Source organism: Clostridium sp. AM29-11AC, from assembly GCF_003480545.1.
Classification (GTDB): Bacteria; Bacillota; Clostridia; order Lachnospirales; family Lachnospiraceae; genus Otoolea; species Otoolea saccharolyticum_A.
In genome coordinates this window covers 88,044-112,344 of record NZ_QUJI01000005.1, presented here as the reverse complement: position 1 = coordinate 112,344, position 24,301 = coordinate 88,044, and the positions used below count along the sequence as shown (strand labels likewise).

Annotated in this window: 19 protein-coding genes and 1 riboswitch; of the genes, 15 read left to right on the top strand and 4 right to left on the bottom strand. The window is 51.1% G+C overall.

What is annotated here, in order from left to right:
* The first annotated feature begins 586 nt into the window (after positions 1–586).
* From DW757_RS17905 to DW757_RS05690, 3 genes are all read left to right on the top strand, one after another.
* Entirely contained in the window at positions 587–1,030 is a 444-nt protein-coding gene (locus DW757_RS17905) for a CpsB/CapC family capsule biosynthesis tyrosine phosphatase (RefSeq protein ID WP_347559967.1), read from the top strand.
* A 200-nt stretch (positions 1,031–1,230) separates the two neighbouring features.
* Complete coding sequence (locus tag DW757_RS05695; RefSeq protein WP_118751218.1) at positions 1,231–1,806, top strand: pyridoxamine 5'-phosphate oxidase family protein; 576 nt, start codon at positions 1,231–1,233, stop codon at positions 1,804–1,806.
* A 208-nt stretch (positions 1,807–2,014) separates the two neighbouring features.
* Positions 2,015–3,412 (top strand): MATE family efflux transporter, encoded by a 1,398-nt coding sequence (locus tag DW757_RS05690; protein ID WP_118751217.1) that lies wholly within the window; start codon positions 2,015–2,017, stop codon positions 3,410–3,412.
* A 231-nt stretch (positions 3,413–3,643) separates the two neighbouring features.
* Here the strand turns inward: DW757_RS05690 and mgtE are convergent, their stop codons facing one another.
* Together mgtE and DW757_RS05670 are read right to left on the bottom strand one after the other, a co-directional pair.
* On the bottom strand, positions 3,644–5,056 hold the full coding sequence (mgtE, locus tag DW757_RS05680; protein ID WP_015574792.1) for a magnesium transporter: 1,413 nt from the start codon (positions 5,054–5,056) through the stop codon (positions 3,644–3,646).
* 376 nt (positions 5,057–5,432) lie between these two features.
* Positions 5,433–5,588, bottom strand: a riboswitch (M-box (ykoK) riboswitch).
* A 75-nt stretch (positions 5,589–5,663) separates the two neighbouring features.
* Complete coding sequence (locus tag DW757_RS05670; protein ID WP_118751215.1) at positions 5,664–6,575, bottom strand: LysR family transcriptional regulator; 912 nt, start codon at positions 6,573–6,575, stop codon at positions 5,664–5,666.
* A 394-nt stretch (positions 6,576–6,969) separates the two neighbouring features.
* Between DW757_RS05670 and DW757_RS05665 the strand changes: the two genes are divergently transcribed.
* Together DW757_RS05665 and uraA are read left to right on the top strand one after the other, a co-directional pair.
* Entirely contained in the window at positions 6,970–7,491 is a 522-nt protein-coding gene (locus DW757_RS05665; RefSeq protein WP_243033409.1) for a cytidylate kinase-like family protein, read from the top strand.
* 222 nt (positions 7,492–7,713) lie between these two features.
* Positions 7,714–8,964 carry a uracil permease gene (gene uraA, locus DW757_RS05660; protein WP_008398697.1) on the top strand — a complete coding sequence of 417 codons (1,251 nt, stop codon included), beginning with the start codon at positions 7,714–7,716 and terminating at the stop codon, positions 8,962–8,964.
* A gap of 36 nt (positions 8,965–9,000) precedes the next feature.
* Here the strand turns inward: uraA and DW757_RS05655 are convergent, their stop codons facing one another.
* Positions 9,001–9,720: a 3D domain-containing protein gene (locus tag DW757_RS05655; RefSeq protein WP_008398698.1), complete on the bottom strand. Its 720-nt coding sequence runs from the start codon at positions 9,718–9,720 to the stop codon at positions 9,001–9,003.
* 349 nt (positions 9,721–10,069) lie between these two features.
* A complete protein-coding gene (locus DW757_RS05650; protein WP_015574794.1) occupies positions 10,070–10,525 on the bottom strand; it encodes a 3D domain-containing protein in 456 nt (151 codons plus the stop codon).
* 231 nt (positions 10,526–10,756) lie between these two features.
* On the opposite strand from DW757_RS05650, the gene hrcA reads away from it, so the two are divergent.
* From hrcA to DW757_RS05600, 10 genes are all read left to right on the top strand, one after another.
* Positions 10,757–11,800, top strand: a complete 1,044-nt coding sequence (hrcA, locus tag DW757_RS05645) for a heat-inducible transcriptional repressor HrcA (protein WP_008398700.1) — start codon at positions 10,757–10,759, stop codon at positions 11,798–11,800.
* 129 nt (positions 11,801–11,929) lie between these two features.
* The gene (grpE, locus tag DW757_RS05640; protein WP_008398701.1) at positions 11,930–12,595 is read left to right on the top strand and encodes a nucleotide exchange factor GrpE; all 666 of its coding nucleotides are present in this window, start codon (positions 11,930–11,932) and stop codon (positions 12,593–12,595) included.
* Between the two features lie 125 nt (positions 12,596–12,720).
* Entirely contained in the window at positions 12,721–14,583 is a 1,863-nt protein-coding gene (gene dnaK, locus DW757_RS05635) for a molecular chaperone DnaK (protein ID WP_118751281.1), read from the top strand.
* A 173-nt stretch (positions 14,584–14,756) separates the two neighbouring features.
* Positions 14,757–15,914: a molecular chaperone DnaJ gene (gene dnaJ, locus DW757_RS05630; protein WP_008398704.1), complete on the top strand. Its 1,158-nt coding sequence runs from the start codon at positions 14,757–14,759 to the stop codon at positions 15,912–15,914.
* Between the two features lie 409 nt (positions 15,915–16,323).
* Positions 16,324–18,534 carry a L,D-transpeptidase family protein gene (locus tag DW757_RS05625; RefSeq protein ID WP_118751213.1) on the top strand — a complete coding sequence of 737 codons (2,211 nt, stop codon included), beginning with the start codon at positions 16,324–16,326 and terminating at the stop codon, positions 18,532–18,534.
* 50 nt (positions 18,535–18,584) lie between these two features.
* Positions 18,585–20,171 (top strand): hypothetical protein, encoded by a 1,587-nt coding sequence (locus tag DW757_RS05620; protein WP_118751212.1) that lies wholly within the window; start codon positions 18,585–18,587, stop codon positions 20,169–20,171.
* Complete coding sequence (locus tag DW757_RS05615; protein WP_008398708.1) at positions 20,168–20,473, top strand: hypothetical protein; 306 nt, start codon at positions 20,168–20,170, stop codon at positions 20,471–20,473. The genes DW757_RS05620 and DW757_RS05615 overlap by 4 nt, the downstream gene beginning before the upstream one ends.
* Positions 20,474–20,686: 213 nt before the next feature.
* On the top strand, positions 20,687–20,953 hold the full coding sequence (rpsO, locus tag DW757_RS05610) for a 30S ribosomal protein S15 (protein ID WP_015545211.1): 267 nt from the start codon (positions 20,687–20,689) through the stop codon (positions 20,951–20,953).
* Positions 20,954–21,260: 307 nt separating this feature from the next.
* Positions 21,261–23,372, top strand: a complete 2,112-nt coding sequence (locus DW757_RS05605; protein WP_008398711.1) for a polyribonucleotide nucleotidyltransferase — start codon at positions 21,261–21,263, stop codon at positions 23,370–23,372.
* 222 nt (positions 23,373–23,594) lie between these two features.
* Positions 23,595–24,266, top strand: coding sequence for an ABC transporter ATP-binding protein (locus DW757_RS05600; protein WP_021965730.1), 672 nt, complete (start codon positions 23,595–23,597; stop codon positions 24,264–24,266).
* Positions 24,267–24,301: the final 35 nt, after the last annotated feature.

Here is a 24,301-nt window from a genome sequence, read left to right as displayed (position 1 = left end):
TGAAAAAGTTCTTGAAGATATGGAGCTGATTATCTAAAAAATTGTCAGATGAAGAAAAAGTCGAGAAAATACAGCAAAATATGACAAAATAAGAATTATGTTGTTAATTAGAAGTCAGATTGCAGCTTCAAAAGTTGATTTGCTAAACGGTTAATACACAAAACGAACATTTTGTTTTCCAGGAGTCATTTTTCCCTGCTCAAAACAATTGACTTACCTAGTTTTCGTGCTATAATTATAGAAAATAATGCTAAATTATCTGAAATGTAACTATCATTATTACTACATTATTCTTATTATGTGGTAAAAAGTGGAAGATGGCGGACTGAAAGGAAGAAGAGAGAGGTAAAAGCGAAACTTGCAGATGTGCATGCTCATACTATTTCAGATGTCAATGATGGTGATGAAAGTCTGGAGGAAGCCATACAGATGCTTCAGATGATATATAACCAGGGGCTCCGTCGTATCATCGCCTCCACTACCTCGGGGATAGCATACAGTGCAGCTCAGAGAGCTGGCACAGGAACTTCAAAAAGAGTCAGAGAAAATAGACTCCAATTTTAAAACATATTTAGGGCAGTAGCTTATGGATTCAGAGGAGCTTCTGGAAGAACTGAAAGAAGGAAGGGACTTTACCATGGGCGGGAGCAGATACATACTAATAGAATTTCAGCCTGGAGCTTCCGCCAGCCATATGTGCCGGCGCCTCAGACAGCCGAAGATGACAGGATATCCTCCTGCCATAGCCAATATGAAGCGGTATCTGATTCAGTTGGGGAAGTTTACACAGATGAATTTCTTCAGCCTTCAGGAAAATCCCCTTCATAAAAATATCAGGTGGTGCTGGAAGATGGTTTTAGATGGAAACGTGTATCTGCTGAGAAGTGATATGTACCATATCAATCAGAGAAAACTAGATATAAAGAAAGCATTCAGCTGGCTGAGCCCAAACTGTACACGGAGCAGGCTGTACTGGATAGTCTGGAAAATCTGGCTTATATCATTAAGAAAAAGAAGGATGGGCAGGTAGAGGGATGATAAATGCTGCAGTACACAGAAGTAATTTTCCAGACAATTCTCGTTGTCCTCTTTCACAGAGGTGCAAAATGACAGCCATACCCCAGCTCAGATAGCTGAAACGCGTATCCGAAGACGCCTGCACAGTGAAAGACCAGCGTAAGACCGGCGCAAAAACAAGACGGGATCTTCTGGGGGAAAGGAAGGAGAGCTATGAATCGACAGGAGTATGACCGGGCGGCCAAATTCTGGATAAGCCGCGAATCAGAAATAAAACAAATGGAGCCGAAACAGCTCCTATCAAAAATAGAAGAATTTCTTACATCCCACAACACCTGTGCTCTGGCAACAGGATGCGGAAATTTCGTGCGGTGCACCCCGTTAGAATACGAATACTTCAGAGGCCGTCTGTGGATTATCACAGAGGGTGGCCTGAAATTCGCGGCGCTGAGAGATAATGATCGGGTCAGTGTGGCGGTTTACGAGCCATACACAGATTTTGATTCAGTGAAAGGGATTCAGATAACCGGAACTGCTCAGGTGGCAGAGCCGGGAAATGGGGAATTTGAAGAATATCGGGCGCACAGGAGTGAAGAAGGAGGTTCGGTAGCCGCTCTGCCGCAGGGACTCTATCTTCTGGTAATCCATCCCGAGCGGATAGAGGGCGTGTTTGGAGAGTTTCTGGAGATGGGGTATTCGGCCAGACAGAAACTTACTTTGAGAGAACCTATGGCGAACTCTGCCTCTGACGGCTCGCAGCCGGTCAATTTCGCCTCGGCGCCGGACTGACAGCGTTCATATCTTCCTGCTTTTTTGGGTGAGATTATCATCGCTGGTTTATTCAGAAGCAGCTGGCCTCTGACAGGGAACGGTCTGTTTTTTCAGAATTATCATCTGCCTTCACCCTCAAAAACGCCTTGCACCTGCAGGCGTTTTATATTATAATCATCAGACGTGAATCGTGAAACCCTATGAAAAGAAAGGCAGATATATACCAATGACAGAAGCAGTAAAACACACGAGAGAGGGAAATCCTCTGGGCTATGAGCGGCTGCCCAGGCTCCTTAAAAGCTATGCAGTACCCAGCGTGATCGCCATGCTGGTCAGCTCACTTTACAACATTGTAGACCAGATTTTTATCGGACAGGGTGTCGGCTATCTGGGAAATGCAGCCACCAATGTGGCCTATCCCCTGACCACCATTTGTCTGTCGATTGCTCTTTTAATCGGAATTGGAAGCGCATCCCGTTTTTCCCTGGAGCTGGGGGCGGGGAGAAAGGAAAGCGCCGCCCAGGCAGTGGGAACGGCCGTCTGCATGATGGTGCTGTTTGGCGTCATCTACGTGGTGCTGATCGAATTATTCCTCCATCCCCTTCTCACCGTATTCGGAGCCACCAAGGATGTCATGCCCTACGCAGAGAGCTATACCAGAATCACTGCAGTGGGAATGCCTCTCCTGATTCTGACAAACGGTATAAGCAACCTGGCCAGGGCGGACGGAAGCCCCAAGTATTCCATGACCTGCATGCTGGTGGGAGCAGTGATCAACACCATTTTGGACCCGATTTTCATTTTTGTGCTGCACCAGGGGGTAGCGGGAGCCGCTCTCGCCACGGTGATTGGACAGGTATTCTCCTGCCTGATGGCTCTGAATTATCTGAGACGCTTCAGCCATGTGGAGCTTCGGCGCAGCCATTTCAGGCTCAGGCTTCCCGTGTGCCTGAAAATTGCTTCCCTGGGAATGAGCAACAGCTTAAACCAGCTTGCCATCACCTTTGTCCAGATTGTGCTGAACAACTCTCTGACCTATTATGGGGCCCATTCCGTTTACGGAAGTGAGATTCCCCTCGCCAGCTGCGGAATTGTCATGAAAACCAATGCCATTTTGCTGGCTGTCATCATCGGGATTTCCCAGGGCTCCCAGCCGATTATCGGATTTAACTACGGGGCCAGACAGTATGAGAGGGTGCTCGGGATTTACCGCCTTGCCATCACCTGCAACCTGATTATTTCCGGTATCGGATTTCTGCTGTTCCAGCTATTCCCAAGACAGATTATCGCTCTCTTTGGAACGGGAGATGCCCTCTACTTTAAGTTTGCCATCAAATTTTTAAGAATTTTCCTTTTTATGGTTATCATAAATGGGGTTCAGCTGATTTCGGCCAACTTTTTTGCAGCCATCGGAAAGCCGGTGAAGGGGGTTGTGTTATCCCTTACCCGCCAGGTATTCTTCCTGGTGCCCCTGATTCTGATTCTTCCTCTGGTCTGGGGCATTGAGGGAATTATGTTTGCAGGCCCGATAGCCGACTTTGCCGCCTTTATCACTACCATGATTCTCATTCGGAGAGAGATGGGACATATTAGGGCAGCTCAGGCAGAGATTGAGGCAGCTTAAGAGCGACGCTGGGAGCAAAAAAGCTCCGGCTCCCGCCTTTTACGGCAGGAACCGGAGCTTTTTTTACATAACAGGAAACTTCGTTCCCTGTTATATAAAAACGCTTCGCGGGGATCGCACTGGGTTGGAGAGGAATACGGCTGCTTTGCAGCCCCGCCGCAGGCGGAGAATCCTGCGAGGCAGGATTCTTTGTACCATTAGAACAAACTTTCCAGCCTGTGTTCTGTCCGCCTATGCCAGATGAAAGATCTGGATCAGCATCAGCCAGGCCATTCCATAGTAGGTGACAACGGCAACCAGATCGTTGACCGTTGTGATAAGGGGGCCGGAGGCTACCGCCGGATCCACCTTGATTTTGTGGAAAAACAGCGGGATTACCGTGCCGGCGAAGCTGGAAATTGCCATGGCGAGAACCAGGGAGACTCCCACACAGGCAGAAACAGAGAAGCCGTAAAGCAGGGATTTGTCCTTAAAGATACATACGTAGATGCCGATAAAGACAAAAGCCACGATGCCCAGCAGCCCGCCGTTGGCGATTCCGATCTTTACCTCCTTCCACACAAGAGCAAGCCTCTTTTTGAAGGTGATGTCATCATCCATGAGAACACGGATGGTTACAGCCAGGGACTGGGTTCCCACATTGCCTGCCATATCCAGGATCAGCGACTGGAAGCAGATGAGAATGGCAATCTTGGCCACAATCCCCTCAAACATGCCAACCACACTGGAAACAAACATTCCCAGGAAGAGCAGGGCCACCAGCCATGGAAGGCGCTTCTTCATGCTGGTGAGCAGGGTCTCCTTCATATCCTCGCTGTCGCCGTCGCCCTCAGCAATACCGGCCAGCTTGTTGTAAACCTCCTTGGATTCAGCCTCCATGTAGTCTACAATATCCTGAACGGTGATGACGCCCACCAGGTGATCCTCAGAATTGAGAACAGGGAGAGAGTCCTCCTCATAGTCCCGGATCCAGTCCATACATTCTTCCAGATCGTCATGGTCGTGGACAAAGGGGTAGGAGTTGACAATAATGCTCTCAAGGGGCGTGTACTCTCTGGCGAGAATCAGATCCTTTAAGTCAATGGCCCCGTAAAAGCAGCCGTTTTCATCTACCGCATAGAGCGTCGTGATATTGTCATTGTCGGCGCTCTGGCGGATCAGCTCCCGCATGGCCTCCTTCACAGACAGTCTGTAGCAGATAGAGATATAATTTGTGCTCATCAGGCTTCCGATCTCATCATCTCCATAGGAGGAGAGAAGGCGGATATCGCCGGAGGTTTCCTCACTTAAATTTGCCTCAATGCTGTCGTGGAAGGACTCAGGAAGCTGCTCGAGAAGCTCGGCAGCGTCGTCAGAATCCATGTGCTCAATAACGCCTGCCGCCTCCTTGGGGGCAAGCTCTGTGAGCAGAGTCTCAGGCTCATCATAGTAGGAAAAGATTTCGGCCGTCCACTCCTCGCCCATCTTGGAGTACAGCTCTTTTCTCTCCTGAGGAGTCATCTCCTCCAGAGCCTGTGCAATGTCGTAGTCGTGATAATCGTCCAGACGTGAGAGGAGTGCTTCTCTGTCATGCTCTCCCCGGATAAACTGGATGATCTCTTTTACAATCTCTTCGTTGATGAATTCATGTCTTCTCACATTCATATCCTCCTTTTATTCAGTTGTCATTTGGGTGAATATGCCGGAATACTTCTGGCTGTGAGAACAGAGAAATCATCAGATTTGCAGAATATCAGCAGCCTGACAGGCGCTGAAAGCAGACGCAGGGCGCAAAAAGGCCGCTGCATCAGGTCTGTATGCTCTGAGCAGGGACAGCCACAGAAAGCCGGATATTCAGTTTTGCGGTATCAGGATGACCGTCGCCGTCCATACATTCACTTCCTTTCGGGTACGTCTGAAGAACAGAGGCAGGATTGGAACAGATACAGGCAGAGCCTGCTGTGACAGGATTTTCACAGAACTGTTCACAAATAAAAAAGCCCATATCAAAGCCTGAGCGAATGATATGGACTCATACTGCGTATCCGATCCGTTCAAGCTTTAGCTTCACAGGGCGTGAAATTACATTATTCTGCGCCTTACAGCGACACAGACTGCTGACCTGATTAGAGGTGTCTCCACCTTTAACCGGCAGTAACCCTTATCCCTGTGGTAGCCTCACCTACCGAATGTTCTTTTTACAGATTAGTTGTAACACAACCAAAAGCAGGTGTCAAGAAAAAAACAAAAAAATGTGAAAAGCAGTTTCTTTTCAGCGACTGTCCATGTCTTTGCTGAGACTTACTTTTCCGTCAGCACTGCTTCCCTCCGCATGAGCGTAATTTACGAGAAAACGGCAGAAATCATCTGCGGCTTTCTCGGATGTGCCGTGGGAACGGCGTGTCAGGACAATATCTCTGCTGCAGTGCATGTTTATAATAGGAAGAAGCCGGATTTTGGGAGTGGAGAGCAGCCCCCAGGAATATTCCGGCCAGAAGCCGACGCCCAGGCCTGCCGCAATCAGGTTCCGGACCGATTCCGGGTTATCCGTCTCGCAGACCGTGTGGCATGCAAAGCCTGCCTCCAGACAGAAGCGCTCGCAGATTCTACGGATGGGCCGGTTGTTGGACAGGCTGATGAATCCCTCGTCCTTCAGACAGGCCAGATCAACGCCGTCCAGCCCTGCGTAGGGGGAGCCTGCCGGAACAGCCATAAAAAACCGTTCCTGCAAAAGCAGCTGTTCGCCGTATCGGAGGGGAGTTCCGGGAAAGGCTGTGGAGATACAGATATCATCATGCTCCCGATCCGGATTCTGGACCAGGCGGAACATGATCTCCGGGTGAAGCTCCTTATAGGCGATAATGCAGTCTGTCACCAGACGGGTAGCCGCCAGAAGATTTAAGTGAATCGTGCGCTGGTTCATCCGCTCCTTTTTCTGTATTTCCGAGGGGATTTCATCCAGGGCAGCCATTATGGGAAGGAGCTTCTGTTCCAGAAAGCGCCCGGCGTCATTGAGCCGGATATTCCTTTTCTCTCTTTCAAAGAGGGAAACTCCAAGCTCCTGTTCCAGCCTCTTGATGGACTGGGACAGGGCGGGCTGGGCAATCTGGAGAACCTCGGCGGCCTTCGTCATGTGCTGGTATTTTGCCGCCACCAGAAAATAGCGCAGCTGTAGAAGTTCCATAGATCATCCTCTTTTCTGTCTCGCCGCTTCGTCATCCGCTCTGCAGAAATGTCTGCAGAAATAAGGCAGAAGTGACAGCGGGAAATTGTTAAAAATCATATCAAAGTTACTTTTCATTAACTGTTTGTCACCGGTAAAAAACACTGGATTTTTTTCTATTATAGCTGAAAAAAAGAAAAAACAAAAGAAAAATTTTAGGCATAAAAGGATAAATCATAACATAAAAGTTATTAATTGATAAAAATAAAATATTGGAAATCGTTAAAAAAATAACGTATAATAAGGCCAGATAGTTGAGAGAGAAGGAAAAGCGAAAGAAGAGCGCTGAAGAATGAAACAGAATGGCCTGATCAGGACGGCAGGCAAAAGCAGAAAAATCAGGAGGATAGAAATTATGGCAAGAAAAACAGTCTGTATTGAGAGAGAGTATGGGAGCAACGGCCGAAAGATTGCAGAATGGCTGTCCAGGAATACCGGCATTGAACTCTATGACAGGGAAGCTCTGATAAAGGTGGCAGAGGAAAATCATCTGGTGACAGGGGACGGTATGACAGAGGATGAGAAGAGGCATCAGATGCACAGGGAGGCGATCAAATTCCTGGCTGACAGAGGATCCTGCATATTTGTGGGAACCTGCGCAGCAGGCGTGCTCCAGGGGCGTGACAGAAATATCAATGTGTTTGTCAAGGCTGATATGGAGAGCAAGATCCGCTGGGCCATGGCCAGCGAAAAGAACAGCCGCGAGGAAGCGGAAAAGAAGATTGCCGAGATGGATGAGAAGAGAAGCAAAATAAGGGATATTTATTCTGTTACCGAGTGCGGCGACCGGGTGGATTACGATCTCATTATCACCAGCTCCCGCTTTGGAATCGAGGGAACGGCGGAACTGATCCGCTCCTGTATGGCGAGAGCCTAGCCCCAGCCTGCTCAGCATTTGGTGAGATAAATGTATTTTCATAAGTATTTTCTGCGAGAATCCCCCCGGGAATTTCCCGGGGGGATTCTTGCGGTGTAAAATTTATGCCGCCTGAAATATGATAAAGTTGAATGAAGGGGAAAAATGTTGTATGATTATTCGGAACAAGCAGAAAATACAGGATAAAAGAAAAAATTATCCTGAAAGAGACAGGAGGGAAAGATGGAAAATCATCGTATTATTCAGGTGGAGGAGAAGGTGCCGGTTAATCTTCTCATCCCGCTAAGTATCCAGCACATGTTTGCCATGTTCGGAGCGTCGGTGCTGGTTCCTTTTATGTTTGGCATTAATCCGGCGATTGTACTGTTTATGAATGGAGTGGGAACGCTTCTCTTCATTTTTTTAACTAAGGGAAAGGCTCCCGCCTACCTGGGCTCCAGCTTCGCATTCCTGGCGCCGGCCGGCCTTGTGATTGAAAAGTTCGGCTATTCCTATGCTCTGGGAGGCTTCGTGGCCGTGGGATTTCTGGGATGTATCCTGGCTTTTGTGATCTGCAAATTCGGTTCCCGGTGGATTGACGTGGTGCTCCCGCCGGCAGCCATGGGACCTGTGGTAGCACTTATCGGTCTGGAATTGTCCGGAACGGCTGCCGGCAACGCAGGCCTTCTCGACGAAGTCCTGGATCCAAAGAAGGTGATTGTATTCCTGCTGACTCTGGCAGTTGCCGTATTTGGCTCCATACTGTTTCGGGGATTCTTATCGGTTATCCCTATTCTGATTGCCATTATCGCAGGCTATGCAGCGTCCCTCTGCATGGGGCTGGTGGATTTTTCGCAGGTAGTAAGCGCTCCGCTGTTTGCCCTTCCGAACTTTTCAGCTCCCAAATTTAATGCAGAGGCAATTATGATTCTTCTGCCGGTGATTCTGGTCATCACCTCGGAGCACATCGGCCACCAGGTAGTGACAGGAAAGATTGTAGGCCGCGACCTTCTGAAGGATCCGGGGCTTCACCGCTCCCTTTTAGGAGACAATCTCTCTACCATGATCTCAGGACTGATCGGTTCAGTTCCAACTACAACCTATGGAGAAAACATCGGCGTTATGGCTGTCACGAGAGTCTACAGTGTCCGTGTGATCGCAGGCGCTGCAGTGCTCTCCATTATCTGCTCCTTTATAGGAAAGCTGTCCATGCTGATCAGCAGCATTCCGGGCCCCGTGATCGGGGGAATCTCCTTCCTTCTCTATGGAATGATTGGAACCTCGGGTCTGCGCATTCTCGTGGATTCCCAGGTGGACTATGGAAAATCCAGGAATCTGGCTCTGACCTCTGTGATCTTTGTGACAGGTCTCTCCGGCATCGCAGTCAATATCGGAAATATTCAGCTCACGGGAATGGTTCTGGCCTGTGTTACGGGAATGATCCTGAGCCTGATTTTCTATATCCTGGACAGGCTGCACCTGACAAACGACTGAGAAGACTGAGAAGGCCGGCTGTGTTCTGCAGAAATTTTAGCTGAGCAGAAATACCTGGGCATTCTGGAAGGGGAGGCTTCTGGCCTGAGCGTGGGAGTCACAGTAGATGTCGATATGGCTGCCCTTTACTCCGCCGCCTGTGTCCTCGGCTGTGTAGACCTGCCCGTTGATAAGCAGGCGGCTTCCCATGGGAATTACCCGCGGGTCTACGGCTACAGTGCGGCCGGAGGCGGCGATGGTGCCGGAGCTGGTGCGCCCGCCCCAACCGGCGCTGCAGCTTCGGCAGGAGCAGTATCCGGTAATGCGGAAATTTCCCAGGTTCTGGACAGAGGAGATGCCCTCCAAAAGCCCGCTCTGCCCGTCTGCTCCGGAGACGTGGTAGGAGAGTGAGTTTCCCACGGTTTTTCCATTGCTCACAATTGAAGCGGTGTACAGACCGCTGCCGAGGGATTCCCAGTCGATGGAAACGAAAAAGCCGGGCGTGCTCTCTGCGCCTGTTCTGGATTCCAGATCGGGGCGGGACAGGGAAGTGGTGGCCGGGATCTCCTGGACGGTTTCTCCTGTCAGCACATTGGCAATGCGCAGGGTGAAATCAGCCGGAGAGGAGGGCTGGCTGTTCTGATAACACCAGCCTGACACACCAGTTTCGTTGAGAAAATCGAGATGCCCGCAGGAGTCCTCTCCGGCAAAAGCCGAAAAGGCACCCAGAAGGGCAAAGGTAATCGTAAGTAAAAAAAGTTTCAGCGTCTTTAACATAGAGCGCTCCTTTCTTGCGGCCGGAATAGCGGCAGCAGTGCCGCGGAGAAATGTTACAGAAAAAATAAAAAATGTTACAAAAAGTGACAAAATGTAATAATTCTGTAATATTTATGGCCGTAAGAAAACATTATACATAGATTTTTCCATTTGTCAAGGGGAGAGCGCCCGCTGTTTTCGGAGAGCGCATCCATAGCGGAACGTTTATGTTCTATATTAGAAAGAAACATCAGGAACCAGTATGCTTATGCTTTAACGCAGCGGGGTCTTTCCCTCAAAGCGAAAAAAGTCCGGTACCTTCCCAGGGAAAATACCGGACATCCGTTCTTATTTCTCATTATTCAGTTTTTTATTCAACGGCATAGACCTTTTCTGTCTGGCGCCCATAATCCAGGGCATCCTCATGTGAATCAAAATAAATATCAAGGTGATTTCTGCCCACACCGGATCCCGTATCTTCTACTGTGTAGACGGTATCTCCGATCCGAAGCTGTGTCCCGATAGGAAAGACGCTTAAGTTTGCCGATATCGTGTGATCAGCCTGAGGGGCTGTGCCAGAGTAGGTAAGTAAATTTCCCTTGGAGCATTTCTGGCATCCGCAGTAGGCGGTGATGTCAAACTCTCCCAGAAAACTGCCCTCTGCTGTCTTAACAGGATCAGATGTCTCCTCAGAAAATGCGGAAACCTCTGCGGCGGGACCGCTGGCCTCTGCTGTCTCTTCAGCGTAAGAGGTAAAAGCTGCGCCTGCCATAAGAGCGACAGAAAAAACTGCGGCGGACAATCCGTGGCTTAATCTTTTTTTCATATTTTTCCTCACAATCAGAATTATTTCATAGAGATTATGGTTTGTTACAATCTGTTTATTATTATATTACAAAAATGTTAAATGTCAAGCTAAGATCAGATTAAGGTGCAATTATAAAAAATTTTTCCAAAATCTGTTGACAAAATACTATAGAAGTAATATAGTATCAACTGTAGATGTTAGCACTCCTTAGTGTTGAGTGCTAACAGAACAGGAAACTGACAGAAAGGAATGAGGCAGTTGGAGCTGGGTGAGAGAAAAGAAAAGATATTAAAAGCGATTATCCAGACCTATCTGGAGACCGGAGAACCGGTAGGTTCCCGGACAATTTCAAAATACTCTGACTTGAACCTGAGTTCTGCCACCATTCGGAATGAGATGTCAGACCTGGAAGAGCTGGGCTATATCATACAGCCTCATACCTCGGCCGGAAGGATTCCCTCAGATAAGGGATACCGCTTCTATGTGGATCAGATTATCAGGGAAAAGGACGACGAGGTGACGGAGATTAAGGACTTGATGATACAGCGGGTTGACCGGGTGGAACTGCTGCTCAAGCAGCTTGCCACTATCCTGGCGGCGAATACCAATTATGCCACGATGATCAGCGGGCCGCAGTACCATCAGACCAAGATCAAATTTATCCAGCTGTCGCGGATGGAGGCAGGAAAGCTTTTGATTGTGACAGTTCTTGAGGGAAATATCATTAAGAATTCCATGGTGGATCTGGATGGAGAGCTGAGTGAGGAAGAGCTTCTGAACCTGAACATTCTGCTGAATAACTCGTTAAACGGGCTGACGTCCGATCAGATTAATCTGGGCGTCATCACGAAGATGAAGGAACAGGCGGGAAGCAGAAGGCAGATCGTGGATCTGGTGCTCAATGAGGTTGCAGAGGCTATCAGGGCAAATGAGGAGGATCTTCAGATTTATACCGGAGGAACCACGAATATTTTCAAGTACCCTGAGCTGAGCGACGGACAGAAGGCCAGTGAGCTTCTGGGAACTCTGGAGCAGAAAGAGCTTCTTAAAAATCTGTTTACAGATGAAGGAGACGGCCAGGAGAATACAGGCATTCAGGTTTATATCGGAGATGAGACTCCAGTTCAGTCTATGAAGGACTGCAGCGTCGTGACAGCCAATTATGTATTGGGCGACGGACTGCGGGGAACCATAGGAATTATCGGTCCCAAGCGTATGGACTATGAGAAGGTGGTAAACACTCTGCGCTCCCTGATGAGCCAGCTGGAAGCGACCTTCAACCATGACCAGTAGCCTTCGGGCGTGCTGGAAGAAAGGGTTTGGTCCGGTTTACAGCAAAACAGAGAGGAATCTGGGAGGACGGTTCTGATACAGATAAGGAGTTCCGAACAGGTGAATTCAGATAAAGAAAGGTGAAGCCAAGTGAGCGAAGAATTAAAGGATAAAGAGAACATGCAGCCCGAGTCCGAACAGGAGAACAGGGACTGCGGCGAAGCTGCCGGGAAAAATGCGTCATCTGAGACTGCAGAGGGCGCTGAAGGAAGTCAGGCAGAGGAGAGCGGGGCCGAGGAAAAGACAGGCGCGGATGGCGAACAGGCAGAGGAGGGCGGGGAGGAATCCCAGCCGGAGAAAAAAGGCTTCTTCGCCAGAAAAAAAGATAAGCGGGATCAGCAGATTGAAGAGCTGACAGACCGCTTAAAGCGTACCATGGCAGAGTTCGACAACTTCAGGAAGAGGACAGAAAAGGAAAAATCAGCCATGTACGAGATCGGAGCCAAGGATGTGATTGAAAAAATCCTTCCGATCGTCGACAATTTTGAGAGAGGCTTAAGTGCCGTGCCCGAAGGCGGCGATGCTTTCGCTGAGGGCATGAATATGATTTACCGGCAGCTTTTAAAGACGCTGGAGGAGCTGGGCGTAAAGCCTATCGAGGCGGTGGGACAGCCGTTTGATCCGAACTTCCACAATGCAGTGATGCACATCGAGGACGAGAGCCTTGGAGAAAACGTGGTGGCAGAGGAGTTCCAGAAGGGATACCTTTACCGGGACAGCGTGGTAAGACACAGCATGGTGAAGGTGGCCAACTAAAGAAGCCAGTCCGGGCCGGCGCAGGACGCCCCGGACAGCAGGAAACTTGGACAGCAGAGTTTCCGGCAGCAGGTAAGATGGCAGGTTGAATGGAAATAGAGGAAATCAATCAGGAGGAAAAAGCTATGAGCAAGATTATTGGTATTGACTTAGGTACAACAAATAGCTGCGTGGCGGTTATGGAGGGCGGAAAGCCGGTTGTAATCGCCAATACAGAGGGCGTGAGAACGACTCCGTCCGTAGTGGCATTCACAAAGACAGGGGAGAGATTAGTGGGTGAGCCTGCAAAGCGTCAGGCAGTCACAAACGCAGAGAAGACCATCTCCTCCATCAAGAGACATATGGGTACGGACTACAAGGTATCCATCGATGACAAGAAATACTCTCCTCAGGAGATTTCTGCCATGATTCTTCAGAAGCTGAAGGCAGATGCAGAGGCATATCTGGGAGAGAAGGTAACAGAGGCCGTTATCACAGTTCCGGCTTACTTTAACGACGCACAGCGTCAGGCTACCAAGGATGCAGGAAAGATCGCAGGTCTTGAAGTAAAGCGTATCATCAACGAGCCGACAGCCGCAGCTCTTGCATACGGACTGGACAATGAAAAAGAGCAGAAGATCATGGTATACGACCTGGGAGGCGGTACCTTCGATGTCTCCATCATCGAGATCGGTGACGGCGTAATCGAGGTTCTCTCCACAAACGGTGATACACATCTGGGCGGCGACGATTTCGACAACCGGATTACACAGTGGATGATCGATGAGTTTAAGAAGGCAGAGGGCGTAGACCTCTCCACAGATAAGATGGCTCTCCAGAGATTAAAGGAGGCCGCTGAGAAGGCAAAGAAGGAGCTGTCCACAGCTTCCACAACCAACATCAACCTTCCCTTCATCACAGCGACCAGCGAGGGACCGAAGCACCTTGACATGAACCTGACAAGGGCAAAATTCGACGAGCTGACCCACGATTTAATCGAGAGAACAGCGATCCCGGTTCAGAACGCATTAAAGGATGCAGGTCTGACCGCTTCCGAGTTAGGAAAAGTTCTGTTAGTCGGCGGTTCCACACGTATGCCGGCTGCTCAGGAGAAGGTAAAGCAGCTCACAGGCCATGAGCCAAGCAAGACCTTAAACCCGGATGAGTGCGTTGCCATCGGTGCGGCAATCCAGGGCGGAAAGCTGGCAGGCGATGCAGGCGCAGGCGACATCCTTCTTCTGGACGTTACTCCGCTGTCCCTGTCTATTGAGACCATGGGCGGAATCGCTACAAAGCTGATCGAGAGAAATACGACTATTCCGACCAAGAAGAGCCAGATTTTCTCCACAGCCGCAGATAACCAGACAGCTGTTGATATCCACGTAGTACAGGGTGAGAGACAGTTCGCAAGGGACAACAAGACTCTGGGCCAGTTCCGTCTGGACGGAATCCCGCCGGCAAGAAGAGGTGTTCCGCAGATCGAGGTTACCTTCGATATCGATGCAAATGGTATTGTAAATGTATCCGCAAAGGATCTGGGAACAGGAAAAGAGCAGCATATCACCATCACTTCCGGCTCCAACATGTCTGAGGCTGATATCGAGAAGGCTGTGAAAGAGGCAGCTGAGTATGAGGCTCAGGACAAGAAGAGAAAGGAAGCCATTGATGCAAGAAATGATGCAGACTCCATGGTATTCCAGACAGAGAAGGCCCTTGAGGAGGTAGGCGACAAGATCGATGCCAACGACAAGGCAGCCGTAGAGGCAGACTTAAATGCCCTGAAAGAGGCCATCAACCGCGCTCCGGTTGACCAGATGACAGATGCCCAGGTAGAGGATATCAAGGCCGGCAAGGAGAAATTAATGGCTAGCGCCCAGGCTCTGTTCGCAAAGGTTTATGAGCAGGCTCAGGCAGCAGGAGCAGCAGGCCAGGCAGGACCGGCTCCTGATATGGGAGGTTCCCAGGGGGCTGATGACAACGTAGTAGACGGAGATTTCAAGGAGGTATAAATTTTCAAGCCCCGGCGAAACGGGGCGGGAAATGCCTGAAAAACGGCGCCACCCTGAAAGATTTCCGCAGGACGGCCGGCAGGCTGTCCGGAACATAGACATAGAGAAACCGTGACGGGGATGGGGCGGGAACGCTCAATCCCCTTTGCGGGGTTTGGAGAGGAAGAGCTGACATGGCAGAGAATAAGAGAGATTACTATGAGGTCTTAGGCGTTCCGAGGGATGCGGATGACGCCGCCCTCAAAAAAGCATACAGAACCCTTGCCAAAAAGTACCATCCTGATGCCAACCCGGGCGACAAGGAGGCTGAGAAGAAGTTCAAGGAGGCATCTGAGGCCTACAGCGTATTAAGCGATCCGCAGAAACGCCAGCAGTACGACCAGTTCGGCCATGCCGCTTTCGACGGAGGCGCAGGTGCAGGAGCCGGAGGTTTCGGCGGCTTTGATTTCTCAGGCGCTGATATGGGAGATATTTTCGGAGACATTTTCGGAGATCTCTTCGGCGGCGGCAGAAGCAGGGGCGGCAGAAGCAACGGTCCGATGAAGGGCGCCAATGTGAGAACCAGCATCCGCATTACCTTTGAGGAGGCTATCTTCGGCTGCGAGAAGGAGATCGAGCTGGATCTGAAGGAAACCTGTGAGAAATGCCACGGAACAGGGGCAAAGCCGGGAACCCAGCCTCAGACCTGCCCGAAGTGCAATGGCAAGGGAAAAATTATGTACACCCAGCAGTCCTTCTTCGGCCAGGTGCAGAACGTGCAGACCTGTCCGGACTGCCGGGGAACCGGAAAGATTATCAGAGAGAAGTGTCCTGACTGTTATGGAACGGGATATGTGACAAGGAGAAAGAAAATCAAGGTGACAATCCCTGCCGGAATTGACAACGGGCAGATGCTGAGGGATCGCGGAAACGGCGAGCCGGGCGTAAACGGAGGAGAGAGAGGCGATCTTCTGGTTGAGGTGATCGTTTCCAATCATCCGGTATTTAAGCGCCAGGATACCAGCATCTATTCTACGGTTCCGATTTCCTTTGCAAAGGCCGCCCTCGGCGGACCGATCCGCATCAAGACCGTGGACGGCGAGGTAGAGTATGAGGTTAAGCCGGGCACCCAGACCGACACGAGAGTGCGTCTGAAGGGAAAGGGAGTTCCGTCCCTGCGGAACAAGAATGTGCGCGGCGATCACTTCGTAACCCTTGTGGTTCAGGTTCCGGAGAAGCTGAACGAGGAGCAGAAGGAGGCCCTTCGCCGCTTCGACGACGCCATGAACGGAGTCTCGGCAGAAGGCAGCGAAAAGCACAAGAAGAAGGGACTGTTTGGAGGCAGACTGTAGGCTCAGGACAGCCCGGGCTGACACAGGACACTGCCAGGAAAGACAGAGACAGAAAAAGGCAGAAACAGAAAAAAGACAGAGTATCGCTTATGGGGGAGAAAATCCGCCCGGACAAAGCGAGCACAGAGGGAGGGACCTGTACTGCACAGGCCCCTCCCTCTGCAGCAGCAGGGCCGGTTTTTCCCTCTTTTTTTTCGGTACATCTGCAGAAAATTTCCGGCAGAGCCGGGCGCAGACTGTTAATAAAAATTTTAGGAACTGTAAGGTTTCGTGCATTGACTTGCGAAATAAAGTCATATAGAATTATACAATGGCCGCTGAGCGGGTATTTCGGCGGCCGGAACAAACAAGCGTCCTCAGGCAGCCGTCAGGCCGCAGAGGGCAAAATGATTGAAAAGGAGTTAAATGAATGTCAGATTTCAGCAGAAAGGATGAACCGGATCAGAACATGGAAGTCCGGTCAGCCGGGCAGACAGACGAAATCGAAGATGGACTGGAGTGGATAGAAGAAACAGAAGAGGCGCCGCAGACAGATGGAATGCCGGAAAAATTCAGAAGTGAGGTAGAAATCACGGAAGATTCCGGGGCAGATATGTCCGGAGACACAGCGCTGGACGGGATGGAGGAAGGCGTTCTGGAGGAGCTGGCAGAGGAGGAAGAACCGGAGGAAAAGGAAAACAGGCAGGGGGATATTATGCCTACAGAAGAAGAGATTCTCCGCGCTGCCGGAAGCAGTTTTACGGAGCCGCCCAGGAAGGAGAGGAGAGCTCAGACGCAGACTGCCCCCCCGGAGGCAGACAGAATAAGGGAAAAGAACCGTCCCTCTGAGGAGAGAGCCGGCGGGGGAGATGCAAACCGCTCCCGGGGAAGAAGCAGGAGGAAAGGAAGCGTGCCGCCGGAGTCCCTCAGACGGGCAAGCAAAGACATCCAATCAGATGAGCCCAGTGTGAGGAAAGTCCGGGGCAGGAGGCCGGGACAGGGAGAACGCCGTTTTGGAAGAAGGCAGGCGGCGGTGGCAGCCGGAGCGGCAGCCGCCGTCCTCCTGATCGGAGGAGCAGTCTATGTCGGCCTGGGACAGAAGTACAGAAATGTATTTTTCCCGGGAACAGAGATCAACGGGCTTGACGTTTCCGGAAAAACGGTAGCTGAGGCAGAGCAGATGATCTCTGACGGCATCAGCGGGTACACGCTGACTATCGAGGAGAGAGGAGATAAGACAGAACAGCTCTCCCAGGCAGATATAGGGCTTCGCGCTGAGTTTGACGGCACGATGGAAAAGATTATTGCCTCCCAGAACCCCCTCGCCTGGGGAGAATACGTATTCAGCCCCGCCAGCTACAAGATTAAGACCATGATGGCCTATGACGAGGAGGCCTTTCAGAAGGCGGTGGAAGGTCTGGAGTGCTTCGACGAGGACGCTCCGGCTCCGGAAGATGCCCATCTGTCAGAGTATACAGAGGGCGAAGGATACTCCATTGTCCCGGAGGAAAAAGGGGCCAAGGCAGTCTATGAGGTGGTGGAAAAGGGAATTTCTGATGCTATCCTCAATCTGCAGCCAAGCGTCTCCCTGGAGGAAATCGGCGGCTATGAGGAGCCGGAGGTGACCTCTGAGGATGAAACTTTAATAAAGCTCTGCGACAGTATGAACAAAGCTGCCGGCGTTGTGATTACATACCAGTTTGGGGATGCCACAGAGACCCTGAGCGGAGACAGAATCCACGAATGGCTGGTTCCAAACGCGGATGGAACTGTCGGAGTAGATTCTGGAAAGGTGAACGCCTATGTAAAGGAGCTGGCAGACAAGTACAATACAAATAATAAGGCAAAGAATCTGAAAACTTCCTATGGAAAGACAGTGACGATCCGAGGAGGCACATACGGCTGGAAAATAAACCAGTCGGCGGAGGCAGATGAGCTGGCAGCTCTGATCCGCTCAGGCCAGAGCCAGAGCGGGCGTGAGCCGGTTTACTCTCAGAAGGCGGCCAGCCATGGAGCAAATGACTATGGAGATACCTATGTAGAGATCAATCTGACTGCTCAGCACCTGTTCTTCTATAAAAATGGCAAGCTGCTTGTGGAGTCAGACTTCGTGTCAGGAAATCTGTCCAAGGGCTGGGGCACTCCGGCAGGCTCATATCCGCTGACATACAAGCAGAGGGACGCTGTTTTAAAAGGAGAGAACTACCGCACTCCTGTAGATTACTGGATGCCGTTCAACGGCGGAATCGGGATGCATGACGCCAAATGGAGATCCTCCTTTGGAGGAACCATCTATAAGACAGGGGGATCTCACGGCTGCATCAATCTGCCTCACAGCGTAGCGAAGAAAATTTACGAAAATATTTCGGCGGGAATGCCGGTGCTCTGCTACAACCTGGAGGGAACTGAGAAGGCGTCTGAGCCCGAGAAACCGAAGGAGACCCAGCCGTCCACCCAGGCACCGGCAGAGTCGACAGCTCCGGCACCGACTGAACCGTCCACCCAGCCGCCGGCAGAATCGACAGCCCCGGCACCGACTGAACCGTCCACCCAGGCACCGACCCAGCCGTCTGCCCAGGAGCCGGATGGCCCTGCCTCTGACGATGGAGGCAGCGGAGGAGCCAGCGGACCGGGAATGTAAGGGACAGCTGGCTTTAGCCGGCATGACGGAAAGAAAGTGAGAAAGACGGAATGAGAAAAAAATGGAAACTGGCAGTAGCCGCCGCTGTCTTCGTCCTGCTGCTGTCCGGCTGTGGGAAGGGGAACTCTGCCCCTTTTCAGGGACAGCAGCAGGAGGAGGTAAATAAGGAGACAGAAGCCAATGTTTTGTCAGATCAGCAGCATCAGGAGCTCAGACGGGCCGCGGCTGCCATAGAGGGGCAGCTGCCGGAACTGACATTTGAGGATATTCCTGCCGGGGAGGTGGAAGCGGCTGTTTCCTTCTTTAAGGACAGCTACATATTTGAGGGCAGGAAGGCAGACAATGGATACAGCTATATCCTGGGACTTCGCACAGCTGAGGAAAATCCCCTGGAGGATTTGAGCTGCGGCAATGGGGGACAGGACTCGGATTACAGTGCCAGCCAGTTTGCCGACGGCACCTTTCTCCTGCTGGAGAAGGGTGCCGCCGCCTACGGAATTTCCGGCCTTTACGACTGCCTGAATGAAGGAATGGAGGGCATTGCCTATATGGAGGACGCCAGGGAGAGAGACGTTTTCCTTGTGCCGCCGGCAGAGGAGCCGTTCCTGAGAGTGAGGATGGTAAAGGACGGGGTGCTGAGGACAGAATATCTTCCCCTCTCAAAGGAGAAGAGGCAGGAACTGTTTCCGGAACAGTACGGAGCAGAAGGCCTGCAAAAATCCCCGGTGGGAGACCAGGACCAGGTTCAGAAGGAAGTTCAGGCTGTGCAGGCAGCAGAAGAAGCAGAGACTCCGGGGATGGAGAATACGGGGGCAGTTGATCTGTTTGAGAACAGAGAGGACATGGAAAAGAATTTTATGGGCCATCCGGAGCAGGAGATCACCCGGGAGGCGATGGAGTTTGTCAAAGAGACCTGCGGTTTTCAGGCAGACAGTCTGGACGGGATTTCAGAAATTGAAAGTGCAGGCCTGACAGGGAATTTTGAAACCGGGACCCGGACAGAGACTCTCAGCGGCCGGGCCGAGATGGAGAGGCTTCGGGAACTGCTGGGGGAAGCCGTTTTGGAGGATTCTCCCATGAACGGGAGATTCCCCGGAAGGCTTGTGCTGAAGCTCTCCTCCGGCAAAGAACTGAATCTGTGGCTCTCAGATGTCAGCGGGGCTGAGGATACAGAGCTGGCAGTGGGAAACGCATCCTTTTACAGGCTCAGCCGGGAGACGGCAGAGAGCCTCTGGCGCCTGTTCGGAACAGTTGACGGCTACAGAAGGTACGGAAATCAGATCTGGATGGAGATGAAAGAGGAACAGTATTCTCCGGATGACGGGGAGCTGACCTTTATCCTGCACAATGAGACCGGCGCTCCAATTCAGTACATCCTGTCTCCCATCATTGAAAAGCGGACAGAGGAAGACGGGGAGGAGAGCTGGATACAGGTGGAGAGCATTGCCGGCTTCTGCGGTTTCCTCACCGGGATGGAGGGAGAGGAAAAGGAACTGGCCGTGCCTTGGAGCGGGAGCTTTCAGCCGTCGGGATCGGGGATCTACCGCCTGGAAATTCAGGTTTCGCCGGAACCGGAGCTGCGGTTTGCCATAAACGCAGAGTTTGAGCTCGCGGAGAGCCAGGGAGAGGAGCAATGAGAGAGATCTTATTTATTGTGCTGATGGCCGGAGTGTTCGGTGCCGCCACAGCCTCTGCAGCTTCTTTTATTTTTCTTGTGAGAAAAAAACGGTTCTGGCGCAGGGCTCTCACTGTGGCCATGCTGGCTGTCCTGGTAGCTTCTGCCGGAGCCATGGGGCTGACAAGATTTTATATCCTGATGGGAGAACTGGAAGAGCTCTGCCAGGTTATGCCTGTGATTTCCCTGACGGTGGCAGGAGAGATCATAGCCGTGATCGGACTGTGGGGAGTTGGAAAGCTGTGGGAGAGAAGGTGCTGTTAACTTCTGTCCCGCTTAAGCTGTCTGACACCCGCCCCTGCAGAGACAGGAGGAAGCTGCCGGAGCCAGCCGCCATATTCATAAAAATCTCTGTTTACAAGTAGAAGTTCTTGTGCTATACTCTACATCGTACTAACGCGCCGACACTCAGCTTTTTGAGTTCCTGACAGGAGCTTAGTGTGCGGTAAGAATTTATTTTATAAGGAGGAAATCGTCATGATTTCAAAGGAGAAGAAGTCTGCTATCATCGCAGAGTATGGAAGAAAGCCTGGAGATACAGGTTCACCGGAGGTTCAGATCGCTATCTTAACAGCGAGAATCACAGAGCTCACAGAGCATTTAAAGACAAACCAGAAGGATCACCATTCCAGACGTGGTCTGTTAAAGATGGTTGGTCAGAGACGTGGTCTGCTGGACTACTTAAAGAAGACAGATCTGGAAGGCTACCGTGCTTTAATTGAGAAGTTAGGCATCAGAAAGTAAGAGACGAAATTAGGGTGGAGCAATCCACCCTAGTTGTTTATATCATAGAAAACTTTTGCAGCTTCTCAAGAAGGACCTGCTTTATGTAGAAGGAGTTATCCGAGACCGCTGATGTAGGCACAGAGATGGGATCCGGGAAAGCACTCAGGAGCTTTTCCGGAGTTTTCTGCGCCCAGATCAGTAGTTTCGGACACTTCTGCATAAGCTGCCTGACAGGGCAGGATGAGAGTCAAGGACTCAGGAAACATCAGAACGGACAAGAATGAAAAATGAAGAATGAAGAAAAGAAAAAGGAGATTACAGTTTTATGTATAAGAGTTTTTCAATGGAACTGGCCGGCAGAACACTGACAGTAGATGTCGGCAGAGTGGCAGCACAGGCAAACGGCGCTGCGTTTATGCACTATGGAGATACGACAGTACTGTCCACAGCGACAGCTTCCGATAAGCCGAGAGAGGGAATCGATTTCTTCCCCCTGAGCGTTGAGTTTGAAGAAAAGATGTACGCCGTGGGAAAGATTCCGGGAGGCTTCAATAAGAGAGAGGGCAAGGCTTCTGAAAATGCAGTGCTGACGGCCCGCGTGATTGACCGTCCTATGCGTCCCCTGTTCCCGAAGGATTACAGAAATGACGTGACCTTAAACAACCTGGTTCTGTCTGTGGATCCGGACTGCAGCCCGGAGTACACTGCCATGCTTGGCTCCGCCATTGCCACCTGCATCTCAGACATTCCATTTGACGGTCCCTGTGCGACGACACAGATCGGCATGATCGACGGGGAGTTTATCGTAAATCCTACCTCCGCCCAGAGAAAGGTTTCCGATATGGCTCTGACTGTCGCTTCCACAAGGGAGAAGGTTATCATGATCGAGGCCGGGGCCAACGAGGTGCCGGAGGATGTGATGATCCAGGCTATTTTCAAGGCACATGAGGTAAACCAGGAAATTATCAAATTTATCGATACCATTGTCGCCGAGTGCGGCAAGGCAAAGCACAGCTATGAAAGCTGCGCTGTTCCGGAGGAGCTCTTTGCAGCCATCAGGGAGATCGTGCCTCAGGAGGAGATGGAGGAAGCTGTCTTCACAGATGAGAAGCAGAAGCGTGAGGAGAACATCCGCGTTATCACAGAGCGCCTGGAGGAGGCTTTTGCTGAGAATGAAGAGTGGCTTTCTGTACTGGGAGAGGCCATCTACCAGTATGAGAAAAAGACGGTGAGAAAGATGATCTTAAAGGATCACAAGCGTCCTGACGGCCGCGGCATCACGGAGATCCGCCCGCTGGCTGCCGAGATCGATCTGCTTCCCAGAGTTCACGGCTCCGGTATGTTCACCCGCGGACAGACCCAGATCTTAAATATCTGTACGCTGGCTCCGCTGTCTGAGGCTCAGAAGTTAGACGGACTCGATGAGAATGAGACAAGCAAGAGATATATGCACCATTATAACTTCCCGTCCTACTCTGTAGGAGAGACCAAGCCGTCCAGAGGCCCGGGACGCCGCGAGATCGGACACGGTGCTCTGGCAGAGAGAGCTCTGATTCCGGTGCTTCCAAGCGAGGAGGAATTCCCTTACGCCATCCGCACGGTATCTGAGACCATGGAGTCCAATGGCTCTACTTCCCAGGCCAGCATCTGTGCATCCACTCTGTCCCTGATGGCAGCAGGCGTGCCGATCAAGGCTCCGGTAGCGGGAATCTCCTGCGGTCTGGTGACAGGCGACACAGATGACGATTATATTGTTCTGACTGATATTCAGGGACTTGAGGACTTCTTCGGAGATATGGACTTCAAGGTAGGCGGAACTCACAAGGGAATCACATCCATTCAGATGGATATTAAGATTCACGGACTGACAAGGCCGATTATCGAGGAGGCTATTGCCAAGACAAGAGAGGCAAGGCTCTACATTCTCGACGAGATCATGAAGCCTGTTATCGCAGAGCCCAGAAAAGAGGTAGGCAAGTATGCTCCGAAGATTGAGCAGATTACCATTGATCCTCAGAAGATCGGAGATGTTGTGGGCAAGCAGGGCAAGGTGATCAACAAGATTATCGAGCAGACAGGCGTGAAGATTGATATCAACGACGACGGAAATGTTTCTGTGTGCGGAACAGATAAGGCTATGATCGATAAGGCTATCAGCATTATCAGAAGCATTGTCACAGATATTGAGCCGGGACAGGTGCTTACGGGAACGGTTGTGCGCATTATGAATTTCGGAGCTTTCGTTGAGCTGGCTCCAAACAAGGACGGAATGATCCACATTTCCAAGCTCTCCGACAAGAGAGTGGCAAAGGTGGAGGATGTGGTAAACATCGGCGATGAGGTTACCGTAAAGGTAATCGAGGTGGACAAGATGGGCCGCATCAACCTGAGCATGAAGCCGGGCGATCTGGCTCCGAAGGCTTCCAAAGGAGAATAAACCGCGGGAAGACATCAATCATTCGGCGCTCTGCGCTGAATTAAAATCGAAACAGAGGCTGGATACAGCCTGACAGGGCTGCTGTAAGACGAAGGACCGTTTTACGGCAGCCCTTTGCTGTGCAGGGACCCTTCCGGACTGCAGACGGCCAGAAAACCGGGCTGCCGGGAAAAATCGGCAGCGGAAAAACAGGCAGAAGTATGAAAGCACGCAGGAGGACATATGCTGGAGGTAACGGGAATTTATAAAAAGTTCAGAAACAGGCAGATTTTAAAGGGAGTATCCTTTCAGGCAGAACCAGGGATGTGCGTGGGAATTGCAGGGGGAAATGGATGCGGAAAGACGACGCTTCTCTCCATACTGGCAGGTGTGAGCAGGCCGGATGCGGGAAGCATCCGGTTTGACGGCGAGGAAGCAGTGGGAAAACGGAAAATTTTTGAAAAAAAGGCAGCCTACGTTCCCCAGGAAAATCCGCTGATTCCGGAGCTGCCGGCCAGGGACAATTTTGCCCTCTGGTACAAGGGGGACAAAAAGAGAATGGAGGAGGACCTGAGACAGGGGGTGGCCGCAGCCCTGGGACTTCCCGGGTTTCTTTCTATTCCGGCCGGGAAGCTGTCAGGCGGCCAGAAAAAGAGACTGAGCATTGCGTCTGCCCTGTCCAATCATGCCTCTGTTCTGATTATGGATGAGCCGGGAGCCGCCCTGGATCTGGCTGCGAAGGAGGAGATCCTTCACTATATCGACGGTTTTGTAAAAAGCGGAAAAACGGTGATTTTAACCTCCCATGAGCTGCCGGAGCTGAACATGTGCCAAAAGCTCTATATTCTCAGGGACGGAGTCCTTACACAGGCGGACAGCGGCATAAAGCCGGAGGAACTGATCAGAAGATTCTGACAAAAACCGTCAGAAATCTTAAAAATGTTTACAAA